Below are 21,834 nucleotides of genomic sequence, written 5' to 3'. Positions count from 1 at the left end.
GCCTGGCGGTCCTGCTGCTGTTGAGGCGAAGGGGGCATGACATGACTCCGTCGTAGTCGGAGATCTATGTGTCACCAACGTCCGGCAGTTTTATAGCCGCCTCACCCGCGCGAGTAGCTACCTCAGGCCCTTGATCACTTCGATCGCGGGCCGCAGAGCGTCATGCTGCTCACCTTGACGTGATGATTCCATGATGGTGTCATTTGCTCATGCTCTACTCGCTGCCCCAGCTCGAAGACGCTGACTTGACCGTCCTTGCGGAGATCGAGGACATGCGGGAGCGGCTACGTCTGCACCTGCGCACGCCGCGGCGGTGGGAGGGGCAGCTGCGGCGCAACCTGACCGCGCGGGCGATCGCCGGGTCGAACACGATCGAGGGCTATGCGGCGAGCGTGTCGGATGTCGAGGACATCATGGTTGGTGAGACTCCGATCGAGGCGAGCGACACGGTCGCGGTCGAGATCGAGGGCTATCGGCAGGCGATGACCTACATCCAGCGCCTCGCCGAGGCCGGTGAGGATTTCGCGTACAGCAAGGGCCTGCTCAACTCGCTGCATTTCATGATGCAGGGCCACCACCTGCTCAAGCGGTCCGGCTGGTGGCGCACCGGCCCGGTGTATGTCACCTCGGCCGAGGACCCGACCATCGCCGCCTATACCGCTCCGGACGCTGAGCAGGTTCCGGCGCTTACCGGTGAGTTGGTGGAGTGGCTGAACGACGGCGATCTGGATGCGCCGGGGCTGGTTCGGGCGTCGATGGCGCACTTGAACCTGGTCGCGATCCACCCGTGGTCGGACGGGAACGGACGGATGTCCCGCGCCCTGCACACCCTGGTCCTGGCCCGGGAGGGGATCATGGCCCCCGAGTTCTCCAGCATCGAGGAATGGCTCGGTCGGGCCCGCAACACCTACCGCTACTACGACGTCCTCGCCGAGGTCGGCGGGCCTGTCTGGACCCCCGAGCGCGGCACTCTGCGGTGGGTGAGGTTCTGCCTGCGCGCCCATCACCAGCAGGCCCAGACCGTCGAGCGGCAGGTGAACACCACCCGCGAGGTCTGGACCGCTCTCGACGAGGCCGTCGAGCAGCGCGGCTGGCCCGACCGGATGCTCTACGCCCTCTATCCGGCCGCGATGGGCAATCGCGTGCGCCGGGCCACCTACCAGTCGGATGCCGACCTGAGTGAGCAGCAGGCCCAGCGCGACATCCGCGAACTCGTGCGGGCCGGCTGGCTCGCCGCGAAGGGCGAGGCCCAGGGCCGCTACTACACCGCAGGTCCGGACCTCCCCGAGGCGATCACCCGCGGGGTTCGCGAGCCCAAGCCGCTTCGCGATCCCTACGCGTGACCGACAGGCCCTCGTATAGCGCCGCACATCAGACGGCGGCACCGCCGGCGTGGCGGCGGTCGTGGCGCAGCAGTGCCCGGGCAGCCTCGCTCTCGGCGCGAGTGAGCTCGTCGTTGTCCGTCTCGAAGTCCTCGACGATCTCGCGCAGCTGGTCGATGGCGCCCCGCTTCTCGAGCGCTTCGTCCACGTAGGCGGAGAAGCCGCCGGGGCCGACGTGAGCGCGCACCGTCTCGGCGAGATCCTCGGGCAGGCCTATCGAGTACTTCTTGCTACCGCTCATGGATCCGATCGTGCCACCGGTGGCACCGGTGTGAGCTGCTCCGCAACGGCAGCCCGCCTGGGCGACGAGGGGCCGCCCAGACGGGGAAACGGCGTATTCAGCCGACTGCTACGCCGCCACCGGCATCCCGCCATCGTCGCCCGGGATGATTCGGGGCCGGGTGGGCTGGGCGCGGTCGAGTGCTCGGGCGAGGGCACGTACGGCTTGGTCAGCCGAGTCCTTGAAGAGGTGGCCGTAGAGGTTGATCGTGGTGGCCAAGGTCGCGTGGCGCAGCGTCTTGGAGACGATGGCCAGCGGGATACCCTCGGCGATCATGATGCTGGCGGCGGTGTGCCTGAGGTCGTGCAGCCCGATCTTGGGAAGGCCGAGCTCGGCGGTGCGCCTGCGGAGCTGGTCGAGGACCCACTGCGGCCTCAGCGGTGTGCCGCCCGGACGGGCGAAGACCAGGCCCTCGAGCCGGCCATCAGGATGGGCGCCCATCTGGATGGCGGCCTGGCGGTGCAGGGCGGTCATGACTCTGGGGGAGAGGCTGATCCAGGCGCGGCTGGCCTCGGTCTTGGGCTGGCCGAGGTGGAGGTCGCCGTTGTCGATGGCGGCGAGGTTCCAGCGGATGAAGAGCTTGCGGTCCATGAGGTGGACATCCGACCAGTGGAGGGCGAGGACCTCGCCGCGCCGCATGCCGGTGCGGAGCATCACCTCGAACAGGTCGGTGAGCTGGTCGGCGTACTGCTCGGCGCCATGACGTAGGAACGTGGCGGCCTCGTCGGGGGTCCAGCAGGTGCGCTCCGCGGCGCGCGGCTTGGGCGGGACGGAGTGCTTGGCCGGGTTGTAGCGAAGCCGCCAGGAACGGACGGCGGCGTTCAGCGCGTTGCGCAGCGTGGACACGGCCCGGTAGACGGTGACCCGGCCCCGCTTCGCCTCGAGCTGGGCGAGGATCCAGTCGTCGATGTGCTTCGGCCGCAGATCGAGCAGCCGGTGCCGACCGAACGCGGGAATGAGATCGCGCTCGACGCACGCCGCGTAGCCGGCGTACGTGTTCGGCGCGAGATGCACCCTCCTGGTGGCGAGCCACTCGCGCAGGAAGCCGGCGACCGTGGTGCGGCGGTTCTCGTAGACGCCGCGCAGCTCACCGTCCAGGACGGAGGCCATCTCCCGGGCCGCGTCGGCGCGGCTGGCGAACCCGCCACGGCGGCGGACACGGCGTCGGCCGTCGCCCGGCTCACCGCACCGCTGCGCCGGGCCGGCTGGACGGAGGGCGAACTCTGGGACGAGATGGACGAGGACGACGAGCCCGGAACCCGGTCCTTCTACCGGGAGTTCTCCCGCTCGAACTTCCACATCGGTGTCACCTGGACCCCCGCCGACGCCCAGCTCACCGTCGACGACCCGACCGAGCATTGGGACTGGGACGACAGCCTGCCCCCACTGTGCCCACTCGACGAACCCCTCACCCTCGACCTGAGCAACCACGCCACCCAATCAGCGAAGACTGAGGCCGCACGCCGCGCCTTCGCCGAAGCCGGACTCCTCGACGCCACCCGCATCCACGTTCCCGAACAAGCCCGGGATCTGCGCCACGACCTGGTGCTGCTGCTGTGGGCGGACACCATCCACGACGCGATCAGCCGCCACCGGGCCGAAGACGACGGATCGGAGGCCATCAAGGCACTCGGCGAGGAATTCTCCTGGCGGACCGGAGCCGGACTGCGCACCTACCCGCTGATCGTCCCGGACCCCGTCCCCTCCGCCGCCGCCCGCGGCATCGCCGAATGGTGCTGGCGCCGCGAGAGCGACGTCGAGGAATGGCACTTCAAGATCTGCGACGTCACGATGGCCCGCGCCAACATCGCCGCGACCCGCGCCGTCCTGCCCCACGTCCATCCCGAAGGCGTCGACTGGCCCGCCGTACGCCTCGCCCTCACCGCACCCGCCCGACGACTCGCAGACGGCAGCGCGCTCAGCGACATCTTCGAAGAAGGCTGGGCCCCGATCCTCGCCTCCATCCATCGCCAGATCGACCTCTGGCAGACCGCCGACGAAACCCTCGGACCCGAAGCCGTCCTGAGGCTGCTCACCCTGCACGGCTCCCGCACCGAGTCGGTCGGCCAGTGGTGGGGATCCGGCTGGTACGAGACCGCCACCCGCCGCGCGATCGCCCGTGCAGCAGGCGACGGCGGCCTACCCGAAGCGGTAACCGCAGTCTTCCCCGACACCGAGCACCTGGCCGACACGGCCGCCGCCCACCCTGATCTCCTCGACGACGACATCTTCGCCTGGATCACCGAAGCCGTCTTCATGGAGGGATCCCTTCGGCGCCAGGCCAGACTCCCGGTCGCACCGGCCACAACCCTCCCGGACTGGGCAGCTCACGACCTCCTCGAATGCCTCCAGCCGGACCCGGCCGAGGACGCCCACTCCAACGACTCGGGCCCGGCCGACTCCCGGCCGGGCCCGAGGGCCTGACACACGGAGTACCAGCAGACTCAAGCCGCCTGCCCGAAGCGGCAATCGGTGGCGGGATCGGCCTGGCCTGCCACGTGGGCGTCCGCCCGGTCGAGTGCGGTCGCCAGGGCGACGACGGCTTCGTCGGCGGAGTCTTTGAGGAGGTGGCCGTAGAGGTCGACGGTGATGGCGAGGTTGGAGTGGCGCAGGGTTTTGGAGACGACGGCGAGGGGGATGCCGGCGGCGATCATGATGCTGGCGGCGGTGTGGCGCAGGTCGTGCAAACCGATCTCGGGGAGGTTGAGTTCTGCGGTGCGTTTGCGGAGCTGGTCGAGGACCCACTGGGGGCGCAGGGGTTCGCCGTCCGGGCGGGCGAAAACTAGCCCCTCCAGCGTGCCTTCCGGGTGGGCCGCCATCTGGAGGGCGGCCTGGCGGTGGAGGGCGGCCATGACTCTGGGGGAGAGGCTGATCCAGGCGCGGCTGGCCTCGGTCTTGGGCTCGTTGAGGTGGATCTTGCCGTTGTTCACGGCGGTCAGGGTCCAGCGGACGTAGAGCTGGCGGTCCATGAGGTGCACGTCGGACCAGTGCAGGGCGAGGATCTCGCCGCGGCGCATGCCGGTGCCGAGCATGACCTCGAACAGGTCGGTGAGCCGGTCAGCGTAGTGCTCGGTGTTGTGGCGTAGGAACGCGGCGGCTTGGTCGGGGGTCCAGCAGACGCGCTCGGCGGCGCGGGGCTTGGCGGGTACGGAGTGCTTGGCCGGGTTGTAGCGCAGCCGCCAGGTGCGCACCGCGTGGTTCAGGGCGTTGCGCAGCATGGCCACCGCGTGGTGGACGGTGGTGGGCCCGCGGCCGGCGGCGAGCTGCGCGTTCACCCAGGCGTCGATGTGTTTGGGCCGCAGGTCGACGAGCAGCGTGCCGCCGAATGCGGGCACGAGGTCGCGCTCGATGCACGCCCGGTAGCCCGTCCAGGTGTTGGGGGCCAGCGCCGCACGCTTCGACTCCAGCCACTCGTACAGGAACAGCCCGACGCGCAGCGTGCGGTCCTCGTACACGCCCCGGTACTCGGCATTCAGCACCCGCGCCATCTCCCGGGCCGCCTCCGCCCGGCTGGCGAACCCGCCCCGCCGCCGAGTCCGGCGCTTGCCGTCCTCGGGCGCCAGGTCCACCGCGTACGTCCACCGGCCGTGCGTCGTGTCGGCGGCCAGCTGTGGGCACCACGAACCCAACTGCTTCCCGCTGTTCCCGTCCGTGCACCCACACCTGCGGTACACCCTGCCCCGCTTGGGACGCTGCGCCATGGGAGTCCTCCTTGAACCAAGTGGTGATGGCGTGTCCAGAGTTGCGGGAGTGGTGGGTGTTGCGGCAGAGCGCGCGGGGCGGGGCATGGAGCACCGGCGAGATCGACTGGCCGGGCACGCGCTGGCGACACGCCGCGAAGGTGATCACGCTGTGCGGGTGGTGGGTAGGGCAGCTTGATCGCACGCATTGGGGCTTCCCGGGATCATCGGAAAGGGTGGCTGCCGACCGGAAGCAGGAGACCGGCCTGCTGGCCGTGGGTTGTTGGGCTCGTACAACCCGGAGCACACGCGGTGCGTGGTGTCGAGCCTCGGACCGGTCTTCGGAGTGAGCGATGGCGGGCAGCGAGAATTCCTGCGAGGCCACACGGAATTGGCGAGAGTGGGATTTTTGGTGGCCATTCTCTGGCTGGCGTTCGGCCTGGGTCGGATTGATTTCTTCCGGCACTCCTTGGCTTCTGTCCGGTGGCTCTTTGAGCGATCCGCCGGAATCACTGGATTGACGGCTGGAGTGGCGTTACCCTGGAGACATGAACGCCACCCGGACCCTCCGTCAATCCCCTGACCTGGGGACCAGCTGGGGACCACACGTCATGCGCGCTGCCGCGCGAGGTGCGCGAAACATGCTCGTCTGCACGCGCACGATGTGTGCGTGGGCGCATTTTGAAGGATAATAGGATATCCCTACTAAACTGGGGGTCAAGGGGTCGCAGGTTCAAATCCTGTCGTCCCGACGTATGTGAGCAGCGGGTCTGTCAGAAATGACAGGCCCGCTGTTCTCGTTCGGGTGAACAGTGATGGCGACGTGATGGCAGGGGCCGCAGTTACGGCGACGCCCGGTCAGCTATGCGGCGTCCGAAACGGCTGATGCTCCACTATCGGGGATGGCTGACGGCGGCGAGGCGTCGTTCAGCGCCTGGCACAGCGCGGTGACCGCATCACGGGCGGCGTGCGGGAGCAGATGCCCGTAGATGTTGACCGTGGTCGATAGCGTCGAGTGCCGCAGCGTCTTCGACACGACGGCCAGTGGGACGTTCGAGCTGATCATGATGCTGGCGGCCGTGTGTCGCAGATCGTGCACGCTGATCCGGGGGAGACCAATTTCCGCAGACCTGCGCCGAAGCATGACCAGGAGCTGTTGCGGGCGTAGCGGTGCGCCGTCCGGCTGGCAGAACACGAGTCCTTCGAGCGGGGCGCCCTCCGACAGACTTGCCCGCGCGGCCGCAGCACGCCGCTCCAGCGCGGCGACGACCCGAGCAGACAGGCTGATCCAGTTGCGGCTCGCCTTGGTTTTGGGGTGTCCGAGGTGGAGGTGGTTGTTGTCGACGGCGGTGAGGTTCCACCGCACCAGCAGCACCTGCTCGGCCAGGTGCACCTCGGGCCAGTGCAGGCCCAGGAGCTCCCCGCGGCGAAGCCCGGTACCCAGAAGCACCTCGAAGGCATCCGCCAGCTGGTCGCCGTAAGCGTCGTGGTTGTGCCGCAGGAAAGCCGCAGCCTGCGATGGCGTCCAGCAGACCCGCTCGGGAGCGGCGGGGCGGGGCATGACGGCGTAGCGCGCCGGGTTGTCGGCCAGCCGCCGGGTGCGGACCGCGGTGTTCAGGGCGCTGGAGAGGGTGGCGCCGGCCCGGTAGACGCTGGTGCGTCCCCGGCCGCGGGCCAGTTCGGCTTCGTTCCAGGCGGTGATGTGGCGTTCGCGGAGGTCGGACAGCGTGAGTCGGCCGAAAGCCGGGATGAGGTCGTTGTGGACGTGGTCGCGGTACCGAGCGTAGGTGGTGGGCTTGAGCACGTCCTCCTTGGTCCGCAGCCAGCCGGTCAGATACCCGGCCACCGTCAGGTCGCCGTCGAGATTCAGCCCGGTGCGCTCGCACTCGAGAGCGCGCTCCAACGCCTCGCGCGCGGCCCGGCGGGTACGGAAACCGCTGCGGCACCGCTGCCGACGGCGCCCGCCGGTCGAAGGCACGTCGAAGGCGTAGGCCCAGGAGCCATGGCGCGTTGAGTGGTTGAGGCTCGGGCACCGCGCACCGAACTGTTTTCCGCTGGCATCGCGACAGCCGCAGCGCCGGTAGATCCGACCACGGTCAGGGTGGGCAGCCACGTGGTTACCTCCATCCAGGAGAGCCTGACCCCACGATGACTGCCGGCATTCGGAGATGGCAGCTGGCGGAGCATGGCGTTTGAGCTGCCATCACTCCGCCATCACCCGCCACCGTGCGCTGCCGTGAACAGGGCGTTCCCCTTGGTGGTGCGGTAAGTGAGCGGCGCCAGATCGACTTGCGACGAGGTCGAACTTCCAGTAGTCACCTGTTAGAAGGTCTTGCGTCAGTGCTGTCGCGGGATGGGCAGGGGCTCGTGGTGGTGCCAGATCAGTGATCGATTCTCGCGGTGGAGTTCCGCGGATCCCCAATCGAGGCGGACCACGCTGTCGGCCAGGGAGCAGGCGTAGGCGACGAGGACGAGCTTGGCGTCCGGTGCGAGGCGCGCGAGATCCGCATGGGGCTCGTCCTCGTCCGGCAGGTCGATGCCGAGGTCCAGCTCTCCCTGGCACGGGTCGGGACCATGCCTGCGGATGAGGTCAGCGCGAAGTCCTGACGCACTGCGGAGCCTGGCGGCAGCCACGGGCACGTCCTTCTTCGCATACCGGTAGGGGTAGACGACATGGTCGGCGACCACTGCGACGGTACGCGCCTGGAGGCGCACCAGCTCGACGCCGGGAAGCTGAGAGAGGCCGGCTGACAGTTCCTCGTACTGTGCGGCGTAGAGCCCGTGTCCGTACGCTTCGAGCGTCTGCGTGTGAACGCCTTCGTGGCCGCCTTGGGCACGTTCGTGGGCTCGGACAAGGCATGCGGGCACGATTGTCGTGATCTCGGAGGCGAGGGGGCCGAAGACCGTGCGCGCCCACGGACTGGCGGAGTTTGCGTCCGACATGAGAATCCCCCGATCGATCGTCCTATGACCAACCTCAGGGTCTGACAGTCCGCTGATCGGCACGGTGGATCAAGGGCGCATTGGGGGATCGCAGGGTGTACGGAGCGGGGAGTGCTTCGTGGTGGGGCTGAGAATGGGCCGGTGAGGACGGTCGGTTTGACCGCGTCCACTACTGAGCCCCACCGGCACACGCCGTACTTCGGCGGCCATCCGAGGCCAGAGCCCGCTGAACGGTCCCCGGGGGATTCCCGGCTCACGGGCTACTGCCCGGGTCGACAGGCCCTCGTTCCGACACAACCGGCGGATCTCAACCCAAGTTCTCCACGCGAATCACCCTGGCTTCATCGGGGCTCCAGCACTGCTGAAGCCCCGATGATCACGAGACCACCAATCGGGCCTCTTCTGGTTCACTGTCCGCGGCCCTCATTTCAGCTGTTGCCGACAGGGCAGGGCGTTCCGTCCTGGATCCGGTGCGCAAGCAGGCCCACTCGCATGACCGTCCGGTACGCAACCCTTGGTCCTCCCTCTTTATGCGTCCGCGCAGGGGTGCGGTAGCGGCCGTACAGAGGGCTGCTGACAGCAAACCTGTACGGGCGGCTGCCGGTGGAACCCAATGAGGCCCCAGATGGCGTCGGCCGGCGATACTCATCGGGATGCCTATGGAGGCGAGTGGCTGCTTTCGCGCGCTGAACGCACTGCACGTTCCTCTCTTCGCAAAAGCGATGAGCTAACGCAAACCAGACAATCTAGGCGGGTCTCGCATGGCGGCGGTACTCACCGAAGCAAGGGTGAACTTTCACAAGCATCTCGTCGACAGGAACACCCTGTCTCTCTCGCGTGACGGCGTGGCTTCCAATGCTGATGGGAGCCAAAATACCAGTAGGGCTATCGCGTTCAATATTGCGCGAGACCTTGGCGCCGAGACTATTCAGGAGAAACTCAAGGGTCAGCGAGCTGGCAAGCAATTCGAAGAGGCCGTGGAAGCCTTCCTGGTGGAGACCTTCCCGATGTTCCAGTCCCTCCGCCCGGGTGGCTGGATTGTCGAGAATGTTGGAGGATCGCGCGCCGAATATCAGATCTCGAAATATGAGCCGTTTGCTCACCTGGCTGCTCTTGCAATTGCTATTGAGCAGGACCGGAATCTAGCCTCGGTTCTGGGAAATTCTTATGAGATTAGTCCAGATATTCTGGTGTTGCGGAAGCCTGAGCCGGATGCGACGATCAACCGGGAGCGCGAACTCGTAGACGAAGAATCTGGCCGATATGCTGTCATTAGGAGCGCCAATCAGGAGCGTTCCATTTTCCATGCGATAGTATCGTGCAAGTGGACCTTGCATAGCGATCGCGCCCAGAATGCGCGATCAGAGGCGTTGAAACGTTATCCGGAATCGCAAGGGACGCACGCCGCACATCGCGGTCGTCACGGGGGAGCCGTCACCCGCCAGGCTCGCATCTCTCGCCCTGGGAACTGGCGACATCGATACGGTGTACCATTTTGCCCTCCCAGAACTGATCCGGGCAGTAGAGAAAACGTGCAACGACGAAGCAAGCGCAATGCTGCACACTTTGATCGCAGGAAACCGCCTCCGTGGCATCAGTGACCTTCCGCTAGACCTGGCGGTCTAACAGCGCTGCGGAAAAGTCGGGCGCACCGCTATGAACTTGAAAGGCGAAGTTGGCGAATTTGCCGGGCAATTGGGCAACCGTGTGCCGCAAGGGTTTTGCTGTTGTGCCCCGATTGGCCGGGCGTCTGCCGCTGCGGACGGCCTGGTGATATCGCATCGCCTCGTGTCGGGCTCGATCCGACCGCGGCAGCTGGATTCCATCGGAGCTGCCGCTGCAGGCCCTCACGGCGCAGTGCCCGTCTCAGCAGAGGGTTCGGGGGTCTGCGCCTGTATGGTCGTGTGGGCGGGTCGGCTGCTGTCTGCGTCAGTCGGGCAGGGCGCAGTGCGCCGTACCTGGCCCAGCCACGTTCACTGTTCCATCTGTCCCGGAGGCCTGATGCCTGCGCCCATCGCTCCTGACACCCTGGACCTGTTCGCCGGGCCCGGCGGCTGGTCTGAGGGCTTGCGCAGTTACCACGGAATCACTGACATCGGGATCGAATGGGACGCTGCGGCCTGCCGGACGCGGGCTGCTGCCGGGCATCCAACTGTCCATGCGGACGTCGCCCAGATCGCCACGGCGCCTATGGCAGGCCGTATCCGCCGCTTCATCGCGTCTCCGCCGTGTCAGGCCTGGTCCAGGGCAGGCAAGCAGCTAGGGCTCCGGGACCAGCCCCTGGTCCACCAGGCGATCGATGACCTTGCCAGAGACCGGGACACCCGGCCGCAGCTCCTGGCCGCGTGCCAGGATCCCCGCTCCTTGCTCGCTGCCGAGCCGATGCGCTACCTCCACGCCCTGCGGCCAGAGGACGCTGTCATGGAGGAGGTCCCCGATGCTCTCCCGCTGTTCCGCCACTATGCCGAGGTGCTCCGGGGCTGGGGCTACAGCACCTGGTGCGGCAACCTGAACGCCGCAGACTTCGGCGTTCCACAGAGCCGACGCCGCGCGATCCTCATCGCCTCGCGCCTGCGCACCGCCCAGCCTCCCGAGCCCACGCACACCGAGTACGGCGAAGAGGGCAACCTCTTCGGGGAGTCCCGGGCCTGTTGGGTCTCCATGGCGGAGGGCATCGGCTGGGGCGCCACCGACCGGCCCGCGCCCACCGTCACCGCCGGCGGCGGCAAGACCGGCGGTGCCGAGCCCTTCCCAACTCAGGCCCGCCGTGCTCTTGCCGAGTCCCGTGACCGCGGATGCTGGAAGAGCCGCAGCGCCGCCTCCGACACAGCGCGCATCACGGTCCACGAGGCGGGCCTGCTGCAGTCCTTCCCCGGGGACTACCCGTGGCAGGGAACACAGACGAAGCAGTATGAGCAGGCCGGCAACGCCGTGCCGCCACTGCTGGCCGCACACGTGGCTGCGGCGGCATTCGGCCTGCCCCAGCCACGGACCGTGCCAGTGGTAACGGCAGCCTGATGTGGCGGTCCGCATAGACCGGAATGCTTGAGTCCGCGGAAAGCCGGGATCGGGACATCGTGTATGTCGTTGCGGCAAGGGGCGTAGGTGGCGGGCCCAAGCTTTGCGAGTAGGCCCAGGCCCCCGCAGAGAGCGGCTCCAGGCCACCGCGCATCAGGTCAGCGCTCGGCCTTCTCGCCGCTGGTCTCCAGTGGTCCGGGCCAGTGCGAGGAGGACGGTACGCGTGTCCTCGTTCACATCGGCGCGTTGTGCAGGGGCGGGCAGGACTCGGGTCACATCGGTCGGCATGTCAGAGCTCGCGACTACGCTGGCCGCTCCACAGAGATCGTTTGTCCCCGGCGTGCCCTGTAGGTGAGGCTTGGGCGGGGAGATGGAGCGGCAAGGTGCGTCCGAAGGGAGGTAGCCAGTTTGTTCGATATCATGACTATTTTCAGCTCGCTGCCTGGCGCCTCCCATCCCGCAGGCTCGACGTGTGTTGTACGGAGGAAGAATGTCTGCCCTTGAGGTTGTCGAGATCTGCGCAGGAGCAGGGGGGCAGGCCCTCGGCCTCGAAGGGGCAGGATTCGAACACCAGCTCGCAGTCGAGCTCGACCCGAACGCATGCGACACCCTCAGGCTGAACCGGCCGGCGTGGAAGGTCGCGGAGGGTGATGTCGCGGACGAGTCGGTCTGGAACCCAGAGGAGTACGAAGGGGTCTCGCTGCTGGCAGGAGGTGTCCCCTGCCCGCCGTTCACCATCGCGGGCAAGCAGCTCGGTGCCACCGACGAGCGTGACCTGTTTGCCTGGGCAGTCCAGTTGGCAGGCCGCATCAAGCCCAAGGCGCTCATGCTGGAGAACGTGCGAGGACTCAGTGCCAACCGCTTCTCGGCCTACCGGCAGCACGTCCTGGACACGCTCCGCGACTTCGGCTACGTGGGCGAGTGGAGGCTCCTCCAGGCATCCCAGTTCGGGGTGCCGCAGCTCCGGCCGAGGTTCGTGCTGGTGGCACTCCAGGACGAATACGCAGAGTACTTCCACTGGCCCGAGCCCCTCCCCGGCCCTGCGCCCACTGTCGGTGAGACGCTGAAGGACCTCATGGCAGCCAACGGCTGGGGCGGCGTCGAGGCATGGGCCGTCAAGGCCGACGGCATCGCACCCACGATCGTTGGCGGCTCCAAGAAGCACGGAGGGGCAGACCTCGGCCCCTCCCGAGCCAAGGCGGCCTGGGAGGCTATGGGCGTCAACGCCTGGGGCATTGCCAACGAGGCGCCGAAGCCGGACTTCAAGCCGGCAGTGAGCAAGAAGGGCGAAGTCAGGGGCGGCCCCAAGCTGACCAACCGCATGGCCGCGCGGATCCAGGGCTTCAGCGACGACTGGGAGTTCTCCGGAGGGAAGACCACCGGATACCGCCAGATCGGCAATGCCTTCCCGCCGCCGGTCGCCAAGGCTGTCGGGCTCTCCATCGCAAGGGCGCTCCGGAAGGAAGGCCAGCCCCGCGAGCGGGTCGAGACCACTCACGACCCGGTTTACCGGCTCCTCCGCGGTAAGAGCGAAGCCATGACCGCAGAGCAGATTGTCGCCGCACTGGACAAGACCGGTGTCGTCATGGGCATGCACGACGTCGAGCGACGTCTCTCCCACCTCGGCCGAGACTTCCACATCAAAGAGACCGAGGCCGGCCAGGACGGTGCCATGGCTTATCTGCTCCGCGACTTCAAGGCCTTCGTCGGGCAGAAAGACCACGACCGGCACGAACTCTTCAAGGCGAACAAGGCCAAGATCAGCTGAGTCTGATCGACCTGCCGCCCGCAGGCGTCAGCCTGCGGGCGGTCCTGCGCCTGGACACCCCTGCTTGCCCTCCATACGTCGCCGCTTTCGCTCGGCGAGCTCCCCCCGCCGCGCTACTACGGCGGCTACCACTGCGTCCGCGCATTCCTCAGGCGACTGGTGCGCCCAGAACCGCAGCACGAGCCACCCTTCGTCAGCGAGGCGTTCGTCGGTATCCCGGTCACGGGTGACGTTTCCGCTGATCTTCGACTCCCAATACGAGGGATTGGTCTTCGGCGGAACGAAGTGCTCCGGGCACCCGTGCCAGAAGCACCCGTCGACGAAGACGGCCACCCGTGTGGGACGGAACAGGAGATCAGCCGTCCGCCGCATACCGGGCAGCGGCTTTGCCGCCACCCGGTACCGAAGCCCCTCGGCGTGGACAAGGGAGCGCAGCGCGAGCTCGGGGGACGTGTCCCGGCTCCGGATCGCCTGCATGTTGCGGCGCCTGGCGGCTGAAGAGGCCCATGATCCTTCCGGGGGGACCCATGCGGCAGCATCCGCGCCTACCGCTCCGGCAGCAGCGGTGCCTCGACGACCGGGTCGCGTTCCCGCGCTACCACCCACTTGACGCCCTCCAGTTCCACCCATCGTGCGTCCACATGCTCCAAAGTCCAGGGTGCCAGGCGGACGCTCACGGACTCGCCAGCACCTGGTACCGGCATGCCGAGGCCCTCGGCTACCACCTGGTGATTCCCGTACTGCCCGAGAATCACGATTCCCTCCGGCCGGAGCGCCGATCGGGAGCCACCGTTGTACCGGACCCGCTTCATGAAGTCGTCCTGCTGTGCGACCGTGGCGACCACGCCACGCGAGACGACACGGCCCTGCGTACGCCGGAACAGCTCATGCACCCGCTGTGTGCCGTACCGTGACGCGAAGATCGCGGAGATGTCCTTCTCAGGCAAGCGCAGCAGGATGTTCTCGGGGAGCGGCGCATCCTCGAAGAGCCAGTGAACGGCGGTCTTCCGGGCAATGGCGGTAAGAGACCGCTTGCCGTCCCGGTTTCCTTCCTTCTTGGTAAGCAGCTCCTCAGCGACCCGGAACAGCCCCGCCGACCAGAGCCCAGCGTCATCACTGGCCCACACCCCGAGACACAGATGCCCCATCGCCTCCGGCGGGATCATCCAGCGGCCCAGGTCCTGGGAGTACTTGCAGTCCACGTCGATGCCGTGAATCGAGTAGTCCATCTTGTCGCCGTCAGCGAAACCGAAGGCGCGCTGGAGGTTGATCTCCACGAGGGTGCCGGCATGCGTCTTCTCGGTCTTGTGGAGGTCGTCCCAGCGGAACCGGCCCGTGTGCTGTCCGTCGAGCAGCATGTCGAAGGTGCGGCGCAGGGCTGCACCGAAGATCTCGCCGTACGGGTCCGCCGCCAGGATTCCGGCGTGGACGCGGGCAAGTTCCGGATCAGGGGGCACGGCGAAGGAAATGGGGAATAAGGTATCGGCTGACGTCATACCAACTCAATTCTTTGAATGGAAGATGTAGGAATTCCGGGATCTCGTCTCCGGTGCGTGGCCCGGGTCAGACCCCGGGCGCGGCGCGCTCAGCAGCTTTGCGCTCCCTGCGCCCTCGCTCGTAGCCGGCAACCGCCGCGGCTGCACCCTCCGCAGGCCACGGCTCGGAGCTGATCAGTTCGTAGGTCACCTCGGTAACGCCGTCCGTCTTCCTGCGGTGCGCGACGATGTCCCAGCCGAGGACGAAACGGAGTTCTCGCAGTCGCTTCTTCGGGTCGCCCTTGTGGGTGTCCTGTGCGACCAGCTCGACGAGCTCAACTGGCGTAGGCTTCCCCATCTCCTGGAAGGCGATCAGAAGTTCGCCGATGCGCTCCCACGGATCCGGGTACAGGAGCGCACGCCCGATAGCCGGGCCGAACTCGTCGAGCGACGCGAAGAACGCCTGCTTCCCGTGGTTGTGCTCCTCGCACAGCGGCTCCAGGTTCGAGTACTCCGTCTTGCCACTCCAGGACTCAGGCACGATGTGGTCGATCTGCAACCGGACACCCTCCTGGGGACCACGCCCACACATCTGACAGAAGCGGCCCTTCTGGCTGAAGACCTGCGCCTGCAGCCTGGGCGAGACCTTCACGGCCACGGAAGCCGCCTTCTTCCATCCCAGCAGCTCGTAGATCCACTCCCCGTCACCGGTACGGCGCCGACTCTGCACCACAAAGTGGCTCCGGACCTCGCGCAGGCGCCGCTGGCTTTGCACGTTGGACTTGCCGAACACCTGCTGTGACCGAGCCAGCCACTCCGCCATGGTCGGAGGGCTATCCCGCCGCATGAGGAGGAACCGACAGGCTTCTGCAGTCTCCTGGCTGCTGAAAAGATCGTCGATGGACGGATCAGTGGGGCCGGGCAGCGGGCGCTCACTGTCCACCTCTGCGTGTGTCATCTCTTCCTCCCGCTGAACACGGCGGACTTGAGGAGTCCGTTCCGATCCGTACCGCACCCTGGGCCCGTCACGGCTGAGGGTCCCGGGCCACACTCAATGCTTGTCCGTTGGGCAAGGCTGGGGGCTCAAGGTGGCGCAGGAGTTCCCGGATGTCCGCCATGTCCAGGCCGGTGCTGCCGACAGGCTCTTCGACGAGGTCAGCGAGCTGGCGCACCTCCGGGTCGTCCAGGATGCTGCCCATGAATTCCAGCTTTGCCTCAAGACGCAGTTGGACCACCTCGTCGACGGTGCCTTCCGCGACAAGGACCGTGACCCTCGTCTCCGTTCCGGGGGCCAGGCCCAGCCGATGGATGCGGTCGAGGCTCTGCAGGAACCGGCCGGCCATGAAGTCGCGGTCGACGTAGACCGCGTCGTGGCAGACGTGGTGCAGGCTGATGCCCTCGCCCAGGGTAGCCGGGTTGGAGAGCAGCACCATGCAGTCGGGATCCTCACGGAACCGTCGGATCTCCTCCTCCCGGTCGGCTGTGCCGCCGTGGACGACGGCTGGGGAGTAGGGGGAGAGGAGCTCGGCCAGGGTGGTGATGTTGCGTACGAAGGTGGTCCACACGATCGTCTTGCGGCCCGCTGCCGCGTTGGCGGCGACGATCTGGACGGCCTCCTGGAACTTAGGGGAGAGCTCGTAGCTGGGCAGGTCGCGCAGGAGCGCGTAGAGAGATTCGTCGGCGGCGGCCTCCAAGGGCGGCACCCGGTAGGCGAGTGGCTCGTACGGGCTGCTGCCTTCCACCAGAAGCGCGGGGCTGGTTGCAGCCATGAGCAGGCGCAGTGCAGCCCGCCCGAGGGCCTCGATGTTGCCGCGGGATGCCTCGGCCCGTGGGGAGAAGTTGCCCTTGAGCGCCTCGTACACCTCCCGGTGGATCGGGGGGAGGCTGACGTACCGGACCCTCGGCTCGAACGGGGGCAGGCCCAGTTCGCGCTTGGTGGTGCGGGTGAACAGCGGCCGCAGCACCGTGCTGGCGTAGGCTAGGTCGCCGCCGCGTACAGCGTCGGAGACGACGCGCTTGCCGCGGCCGGGCCAGACGAACGACAGCAGGTTCTCCAGGTCCCGGGCCCCGTTGGGCGCTGGGGTGCCGGTGAGGATGAGCCGCCGGGAAGCCGTGGGCCCGAGCGCGAGACAGGCGGAGCCGTAGGTCCCGTTGGCACCGAGCTTCATGCGGTGTGCCTCGTCGAGCACCAGCATCGACGGTGCCGCGCCAAGCCAGAGCGCGAGCCCCGGTACGGCCCGGGACAGGCGCTCGTAGTTGACCAGCAGCACCTCTGCGCCGTAGTCGGGGGTGCGGCCCATGACGGCGATGCGCGGCGGCGTGTGGAAGCAGAGCTGGCTCTCGGACTGCCATGCCTCGTAGGCCGACTTGGGGCCGACGACCAGGAGCCGCTTGGCCAGGCCCTGTTCACGCATGGCGGCATAGACGGCCAGCGAGACGCGGGTCTTGCCGGCGCCGGGAACGCTGAAGTTCGCGCCGTGCCCGAGCGACAGCAGCTGGGCGGCATCGCGGAGCTGGAAGGGAGTGAGATCTCCGGTCCAGCCGTCGCCCAGGAGACCCAGCACGTCGTCCGGTACGACCGAACCGTGGCCGGCGTCAGCGCCGCTGCTGAGGGTCTGCTCGGCCCGCTCGGCGTCGTCGAGGACGCCGGTGACGAGCTGGACCAGCGCCTCCTCCCACTCGACGCCGTCGTGGCGCCAGGAGCCGAGTTCGATGATGCGGTCGAGAAAGTCATCAAGGCCGAACTCGCCCACCAGCGGCCCGCGCTGGCCGCCAGGGGCGATGCGCGCGGCGAGATCCGCGAAGTCGTGCTCGTGCCCGGGCGTGGTGCGCAGGATCACACGGGTCCGCGACGTGTCGAAGGTGATCCGCAGAGACGGTTCTGTCGGGGTACTCGTCACTGCTGCTTCCCCACGGCCTCATTGAGCCAGGTCAGGCCCTCTCCAGGGAGAGGTACGCTCTTGCCGGCCTCGATGGCCACGCGCTTCATGATGGTGCGCAGCTGCTGCAGGGCATCATCGAACGCTCCTTCGTCCAGGCTCCCGTTGCCGCGGGCGAGGACGAGGTCGGTGACGCACTGCTCCAGGTCCTTGCAGGCGTCGGTCACCCGGTCAGGGGCGGCGAGGCGCTTCTTCCGGAGCCGGAAGTCCTTGCCGGCGAACTCCAGGGCCTCGTTGAAGACGGTCTTGGTGCGGTCGAAGACCTCGGCAGCCGCGGTCTGCTCCTCAGGGGTTGCGGCGGCGCCGGCCGCCTTGACGGCCTTGGCCTGCAGGAGGGAGTCGGTGAGCGCTCTGGCCTCGGCGACCTTCGCCCCGGAGGCCTGGATGGTGCGGCCGAGGCCCGGGATGGCCACTGCCGGGGCCGTGCTGACAGGGGCCGGCTTGAGGTCCGCAGGCAGCCGCTGGTCGAGGAAGCGCTCCTGGAAGTCGGGCTGGATGAACCGGACGTCCGTCTTGGCGAACTCCAGCACGATGGCCGCGAGCCGTCCCTCCCTGAGCAGGTCACCGCGCTCCCGGCTGCGTGCCGACTCGGTGTTGTACGAGCGGTAGAGCTCGAAGAACCGCTCCTTGGCCGCTTCGAAGTCCATGAGCCGCAGTGAGACGGCTCCGGTGGCACTGCGGCTGACGAGATCCCGGAGCTGGGCCAGGATCCACAGGTCGCGGTCGCAGGCCGGCGTGGTGGTGTGGAAGTTCCGGGCGATCTCCGGCATCGGTTTGCCGAGCGCAACCTGCTCCTCCAGCGCGAGCAGGTGGTTGATGTAGGAGTAGTCCCGCCGGGTGTCCGGACGCAGCTGGAGGGAGAGCTCGACGGCGTGGATGTCGTTCCACCCGCAGCTCTCCGGCAGGATGCCGACCCGCATGCTGGTTCGCCCGAGTTCCTTGAGGGCGGCGCGGCGGGTATTGCCGTTGACGAGGACGCCCTCGTGCGTGATCAGCCCGGGCTCGTTCTGCTGGTACTCGCGCAGGCTCTCCGTCAGGTCATCGAAGGCCGGGTCGGTCTTGGAGGGGTCAGCCGGCAGGGCCTTCAGCAGGAAGTGGAGGTAGTCCTGGCTCTCGGGGCTCCAGGGGTCCCGAGTCAGTGCCTGGTCCCGGGCCGGGTCGTAGGCCCGCTGGGCACGGATGCGGTGTGTGCCGGGGTTGTAGCGCAGGACCTCGACCGGCATGTCGATGACCTCGATGTGAATGGGCTTCCCACGCCACTCAACGGTCAGCGTCTCCGGGACGCCATTTCCGTTGCGCAGCTCCTTCAGCCGGTGGGCCACGAGCTCGCGGTTGCCGGCTGCTTCGTGGGGCTGGCCGAAGTCGATCAACACGGGTGTGCTCCTTCGTGTGTGTGAAAGCGATGCCGATACTGCCAGGGCCGGGAACGGGGCGGCACCGGGGGTTCCGCTGCCGCCCCGGGGCGGAACTACAGGAGCATGTCGCGGGCGGCGGTGCGAGCCGCCGCCGGCAGGGTGCGGTAGACGCCCCAGAGCTTCTCGACCTCGTTGAAGCCGCGAGCGTCCTGTTCCATCCAGACCGACAGCATCTTGCGCTCGTACGTCGACAGCCGCGCTACCGCCGCCGCGAAGGCGCCCAGATCGCTGTCGGCGTCGCGCCCGCCTACGCGGCACCGGTTGCACTCGGTGACCAGCTGAACTTCGGTGGCGCCGCCGGGCAGGGTGACCTGGCGCCGCGCGATGTCCAGGTGGGAGGCGACGCCGTGGCCATCGGCGTACGCCTCGCCGTTGCCGATGCCGCAGGTCCGGCACAGGTAGTTGTCGTTCAGGAGCACAGCGCGGCGCTGCACCGCTCCCACGGACCCGGCTGCTTTGCGGCTCCCCTTGCCGGGCTGCCACACCGGAACACCCTCAGTCACGAACCGGTGCTCACTGGGGTCGAGGGCCGGGTCCTCCCTGTTGGTATCGATCTGCCACTCGTGGTCGCGGAGCTCCCTCATGCGGCGGTCGACCTGGCTGACCCCCTCGAATGCGGTCCGCAGCTGTTCCTTGGTGAATACGCTGCCGACCCCGACCTCCTGCACCAGCCACAGCGCGACGCGCTTCATAGTGCCGAGTCCCTCGTCCGTCCAGGACGGAATTGCCACCATGCTCTTCGGATCCTCTCCTGCACAGCGCAGTGACGGCCCTGGTGGGCTGTCAACGGGCCAGTCCCGCCTGCTCTTCAAGCGAAGCGCATGACCCGGAGGCACGGGAAGGCTTCTCTGTCCCCCGGTGTCCCTCCTCTCCCGGTGTCCCGGAGTGTCCCTCCTGCGCTCATGACCGTTCAGCTGTCGTAGGCGTTTGCCAAGATGGGATGACACTTCGCCGACCCCTACCTCCAGGGAGTTTCGTTGCCTCCGCGCGGACAGATGAAGGCCCTTCCGTCCTCCGTTCCCCCCGGCACGCCGTGAACTGGCCGGGGCGGTGCGCGCCATGCTGAGGGCTATCGGCGGCTCGCTGCGTAGCGTCGCAGGTCAGATCCACATCTCCCGCTCGGCCCTCTACCGGCTTGCGTCAGGGAAGGTCCTGTTCCCTGACACGGACACCGTTCTGAAGCTGCACCAGCTCGCGCAGCGCAGGACCGGTGCCGAAGTGATGCCCGAGAGCGACCTGAGGGCTCTCCTGCAGCGGGTTCTCGATGAGGGTGAGCACGCTGCCGCCGCCGACAACAGCATTGCTGAAGCCGACAGGCCGGCTGGGGAAGAGGCCGCTGGCATGGGCGGCGGTGCGCAGGAGGACGGCACCGGTGCGCCAGCCGTTGCGCCGGTCCCGTCCGTTGAGGGGGACCGGCGCAACGAACGTGCGACCGGGCTGCAGTGGCCGGTCGACGAACTGGTGCTGCACCTTGACAGCGGCCGGTACGAGCATGTCGTCGGCATGCTGGACTATGCCGGCGACCAGGCGCCTGCGCTGGAGTCCGCTGCCGCGATTCAGACGTGCCGCAGCCGGGGTCTCGCGCAGGTCGCGGATGTTCTCCTGCGGAAGGTTGGCGGCCGGCCCGACCGTTTCGTCCTCGATGTGGTCGGCCACCTGATGGACGCCGGTGGCCACGCTGATGCCCGGGAACTGATCAGCCGCAGCACGCAGGCCGCATAGCTGCAGCAGTAAGTCAGTTTTAAAACAATGAAGTTGATGCGACGAATTGTGACAACGTTGTACGATCGCGAGCGCTGCTGGTACTAGAGGTCGCATGGCGGCACAAGGGAACTCTCGGGCGGGCTTAGGGGCTGGGTCGGTGGCGGAAGGCGGGTCTGCGCTCCGCGGCGCCTACCTGAGCACGGAGGGGCACTGGCGGAAGCTGCCCGAGTGGGCCGTGTGGTTTGCCCGGGCTGGCGGATGGGCCGCCGAGCTGAGCGAGGCCGGTGACAGCGCCGTCGTCGCGTTGTCCGTCCCGGCCCGTGAATACGCCGCCGTACTTCTCGCGCTGGGTTCGGTGGACCGGACGTCATGGACGGCGCGATCGCGTGCCGAGCGGGAACTCGGATTCGAGCAGGCATGGGCCCTCCCGGCAGGGACCTGCGTTCGGATCGTGCCGGCGGACTTACCAGGTGCGGGGAAGCGCGCATATTCGGGCCTCTTCCTGAGGGCGGTGGAGAACCATCACGGGAAGGTCTACGAGCTGTCGGGACGCCCGGGCCCCGGCGGGCGCCCGGGCATGGTGTCATGGTTCCCGGCGGATCAGTACCGGATTCAGACACTCCCCTGGCCCGATCAGCCCCGGGACTACACCGACCGCAACCGCTTCAGCGAGGAAACCGGAGCACCGGGCGGCGCCAGCGGACTGCTGACGGGCCCGCTGGACGAGTACTACCGGCACTGCTCGCTCGACTGCGTACTGGTGGGGGTCGTGAGCACGGTTCTGGCGGAAGCACAGGAGGTTGTCGCGGCTCCGGGCTGTCCCGGGCTGTCCCTTCAGGAGCTGATGCGTCTGCGCGGTGTGCACACGCCGGGCACTCACTACCGCAGCGTGGTCCTGTCGAGCAGGAGTGATCCGGAGGAGATCCGTGATCCTGTGCGGTCCCGCAAGCCGGCCGTGGCGGTGCTGGACGGTGCCGCGACGGTGCGGCGGTGGATGGCGGCGAGCCTGGCAGATGTGACGATGGCCGTGGTCGAGCGGACGAGTCCCTCGGCCGTGGCCGCGGCGGACGCGCTCTACACGAACCGTGCGCGCCGCCAGGCGGATCTGTCCATGCCCGCCGGTCTCGTACGGGCCCTGCCCGCCGGCGTCGAGGCGCTGGCCTGGCGGACCCGGCGGAGGCAACGGTGAGCATGCTGGATGCGGACAGTGTGTACCAGAGGGCCGACGCC

Annotated in this window: 18 protein-coding genes and 1 pseudogene; 8 read left to right on the top strand and 11 right to left on the bottom strand. The window is 67.8% G+C overall.

The window, feature by feature from the left end:
• Window positions 1–209: 209 nt before the first annotated feature.
• Window positions 210–1,343, top strand: coding sequence for a Fic family protein (locus ACGF0D_RS17145; RefSeq protein WP_392916916.1), 1,134 nt, complete (start codon window positions 210–212; stop codon window positions 1,341–1,343).
• Between the two features lie 28 nt (window positions 1,344–1,371).
• Here ACGF0D_RS17145 and ACGF0D_RS17140 read toward each other — a convergent pair whose 3' ends face one another.
• Both ACGF0D_RS17140 and ACGF0D_RS17135 read right to left on the bottom strand, forming a co-directional pair.
• Window positions 1,372–1,623 carry a hypothetical protein gene (locus ACGF0D_RS17140; RefSeq protein ID WP_392916913.1) on the bottom strand — a complete coding sequence of 84 codons (252 nt, stop codon included), beginning with the start codon at window positions 1,621–1,623 and terminating at the stop codon, window positions 1,372–1,374.
• Between the two features lie 108 nt (window positions 1,624–1,731).
• The gene (locus ACGF0D_RS17135; protein WP_392916910.1) at window positions 1,732–2,772 is read right to left on the bottom strand and encodes a tyrosine-type recombinase/integrase; all 1,041 of its coding nucleotides are present in this window, start codon (window positions 2,770–2,772) and stop codon (window positions 1,732–1,734) included.
• Between the two features lie 123 nt (window positions 2,773–2,895).
• On the opposite strand from ACGF0D_RS17135, the gene ACGF0D_RS17130 reads away from it, so the two are divergent.
• Window positions 2,896–4,086 (top strand): hypothetical protein, encoded by a 1,191-nt coding sequence (locus tag ACGF0D_RS17130; protein WP_392916907.1) that lies wholly within the window; start codon window positions 2,896–2,898, stop codon window positions 4,084–4,086.
• Window positions 4,087–4,106: 20 nt separating this feature from the next.
• On the opposite strand, the gene ACGF0D_RS17125 is transcribed toward ACGF0D_RS17130, so the two are convergent.
• The 3 genes from ACGF0D_RS17125 to ACGF0D_RS17115 all read right to left on the bottom strand — a co-directional run bounded on the left by ACGF0D_RS17125 (window position 4,107) and on the right by ACGF0D_RS17115 (window position 8,285).
• Window positions 4,107–5,363 carry a tyrosine-type recombinase/integrase gene (locus ACGF0D_RS17125; RefSeq protein WP_392916905.1) on the bottom strand — a complete coding sequence of 419 codons (1,257 nt, stop codon included), beginning with the start codon at window positions 5,361–5,363 and terminating at the stop codon, window positions 4,107–4,109.
• Window positions 5,364–6,204: 841 nt separating this feature from the next.
• Window positions 6,205–7,455, bottom strand: a complete 1,251-nt coding sequence (locus ACGF0D_RS17120) for a tyrosine-type recombinase/integrase (RefSeq protein WP_392916902.1) — start codon at window positions 7,453–7,455, stop codon at window positions 6,205–6,207.
• Window positions 7,456–7,679: 224 nt separating this feature from the next.
• Window positions 7,680–8,285 (bottom strand): hypothetical protein, encoded by a 606-nt coding sequence (locus ACGF0D_RS17115; RefSeq protein ID WP_392916899.1) that lies wholly within the window; start codon window positions 8,283–8,285, stop codon window positions 7,680–7,682.
• 761 nt (window positions 8,286–9,046) lie between these two features.
• On the opposite strand from ACGF0D_RS17115, the pseudogene ACGF0D_RS17110 reads away from it, so the two are divergent.
• The 4 genes and pseudogenes from ACGF0D_RS17110 to ACGF0D_RS17095 all read left to right on the top strand — a co-directional run.
• A pseudogene (locus ACGF0D_RS17110) lies at window positions 9,047–9,601 on the top strand (NgoMIV family type II restriction endonuclease); the annotation flags it as partial.
• A 64-nt stretch (window positions 9,602–9,665) separates the two neighbouring features.
• Window positions 9,666–9,911: an NgoMIV family type II restriction endonuclease gene (locus ACGF0D_RS17105; RefSeq protein ID WP_392916919.1), complete on the top strand. Its 246-nt coding sequence runs from the start codon at window positions 9,666–9,668 to the stop codon at window positions 9,909–9,911.
• 375 nt (window positions 9,912–10,286) lie between these two features.
• Window positions 10,287–11,303 (top strand): DNA cytosine methyltransferase, encoded by a 1,017-nt coding sequence (locus ACGF0D_RS17100; protein WP_392916896.1) that lies wholly within the window; start codon window positions 10,287–10,289, stop codon window positions 11,301–11,303.
• 490 nt (window positions 11,304–11,793) lie between these two features.
• Complete coding sequence (locus tag ACGF0D_RS17095) at window positions 11,794–13,071, top strand: DNA cytosine methyltransferase (protein WP_392916893.1); 1,278 nt, start codon at window positions 11,794–11,796, stop codon at window positions 13,069–13,071.
• A gap of 27 nt (window positions 13,072–13,098) precedes the next feature.
• Here ACGF0D_RS17095 and ACGF0D_RS17090 read toward each other — a convergent pair whose 3' ends face one another.
• From ACGF0D_RS17090 to ACGF0D_RS17065, 6 genes are all read right to left on the bottom strand, one after another.
• Window positions 13,099–13,677: a very short patch repair endonuclease gene (locus tag ACGF0D_RS17090; protein WP_392916890.1), complete on the bottom strand. Its 579-nt coding sequence runs from the start codon at window positions 13,675–13,677 to the stop codon at window positions 13,099–13,101.
• The gene (locus ACGF0D_RS17085; protein WP_392916887.1) at window positions 13,617–14,567 is read right to left on the bottom strand and encodes a NaeI family type II restriction endonuclease; all 951 of its coding nucleotides are present in this window, start codon (window positions 14,565–14,567) and stop codon (window positions 13,617–13,619) included. The genes ACGF0D_RS17090 and ACGF0D_RS17085 overlap by 61 nt, the downstream gene beginning before the upstream one ends.
• A 67-nt stretch (window positions 14,568–14,634) precedes the next feature.
• Window positions 14,635–15,504, bottom strand: coding sequence for an HNH endonuclease (locus tag ACGF0D_RS17080; RefSeq protein ID WP_392916884.1), 870 nt, complete (start codon window positions 15,502–15,504; stop codon window positions 14,635–14,637).
• 67 nt (window positions 15,505–15,571) lie between these two features.
• Entirely contained in the window at window positions 15,572–17,446 is a 1,875-nt protein-coding gene (locus tag ACGF0D_RS17075) for a DEAD/DEAH box helicase (RefSeq protein WP_392916881.1), read from the bottom strand.
• A complete protein-coding gene (locus ACGF0D_RS17070) occupies window positions 17,443–18,858 on the bottom strand; it encodes a transcriptional regulator (protein WP_392916878.1) in 1,416 nt (471 codons plus the stop codon). Before ACGF0D_RS17070 ends, ACGF0D_RS17075 begins: the two co-directional genes overlap by 4 nt.
• Before the next feature lie 95 nt (window positions 18,859–18,953).
• Window positions 18,954–19,592, bottom strand: coding sequence for a hypothetical protein (locus ACGF0D_RS17065; RefSeq protein WP_392916875.1), 639 nt, complete (start codon window positions 19,590–19,592; stop codon window positions 18,954–18,956).
• A gap of 358 nt (window positions 19,593–19,950) precedes the next feature.
• Here ACGF0D_RS17065 and ACGF0D_RS17060 point away from each other — a divergent pair, with 358 nt between their 5' ends.
• Entirely contained in the window at window positions 19,951–20,622 is a 672-nt protein-coding gene (locus ACGF0D_RS17060) for a hypothetical protein (RefSeq protein ID WP_392916873.1), read from the top strand.
• 139 nt (window positions 20,623–20,761) lie between these two features.
• Window positions 20,762–21,793 (top strand): hypothetical protein, encoded by a 1,032-nt coding sequence (locus tag ACGF0D_RS17055; RefSeq protein WP_392916871.1) that lies wholly within the window; start codon window positions 20,762–20,764, stop codon window positions 21,791–21,793.
• Window positions 21,794–21,834 lie beyond the last annotated feature (41 nt).

This window comes from Kitasatospora sp. NPDC048298 (genome assembly GCF_043201465.1).
Lineage (GTDB): Bacteria > Actinomycetota > Actinomycetes > Streptomycetales > Streptomycetaceae > Kitasatospora.
The sequence above is the reverse complement of the archived record's forward strand: the minus strand, read 5'-3'. Positions and strand labels throughout refer to the sequence as shown.

Bases quoted from the DNA above. Each gene is read 5' to 3' on its own strand.
- ACGF0D_RS17145 (WP_392916916.1), top strand. From the start codon at position 210: ATGCTCTACTCGCTGCCCCAGCTCGAAGACGCTGACTTGACCGTCCTT.
- ACGF0D_RS17140 (WP_392916913.1), bottom strand. From the start codon at position 1,623: ATGAGCGGTAGCAAGAAGTACTCGATAGGCCTGCCCGAGGATCTCGCC.
- ACGF0D_RS17135 (WP_392916910.1), bottom strand. From the start codon at position 2,772: ATGGCCTCCGTCCTGGACGGTGAGCTGCGCGGCGTCTACGAGAACCGC.
- ACGF0D_RS17130 (WP_392916907.1), top strand. From the start codon at position 2,896: ATGGACGAGGACGACGAGCCCGGAACCCGGTCCTTCTACCGGGAGTTC.
- ACGF0D_RS17125 (WP_392916905.1), bottom strand. From the start codon at position 5,363: ATGGCGCAGCGTCCCAAGCGGGGCAGGGTGTACCGCAGGTGTGGGTGC.
- ACGF0D_RS17115 (WP_392916899.1), bottom strand. From the start codon at position 8,285: ATGTCGGACGCAAACTCCGCCAGTCCGTGGGCGCGCACGGTCTTCGGC.
- ACGF0D_RS17100 (WP_392916896.1), top strand. From the start codon at position 10,287: ATGCCTGCGCCCATCGCTCCTGACACCCTGGACCTGTTCGCCGGGCCC.
- ACGF0D_RS17095 (WP_392916893.1), top strand. From the start codon at position 11,794: ATGTCTGCCCTTGAGGTTGTCGAGATCTGCGCAGGAGCAGGGGGGCAG.
- ACGF0D_RS17085 (WP_392916887.1), bottom strand. From the start codon at position 14,567: ATGACGTCAGCCGATACCTTATTCCCCATTTCCTTCGCCGTGCCCCCT.
- ACGF0D_RS17080 (WP_392916884.1), bottom strand. From the start codon at position 15,504: ATGACACACGCAGAGGTGGACAGTGAGCGCCCGCTGCCCGGCCCCACT.
- ACGF0D_RS17065 (WP_392916875.1), bottom strand. From the start codon at position 19,592: ATGAAGCGCGTCGCGCTGTGGCTGGTGCAGGAGGTCGGGGTCGGCAGC.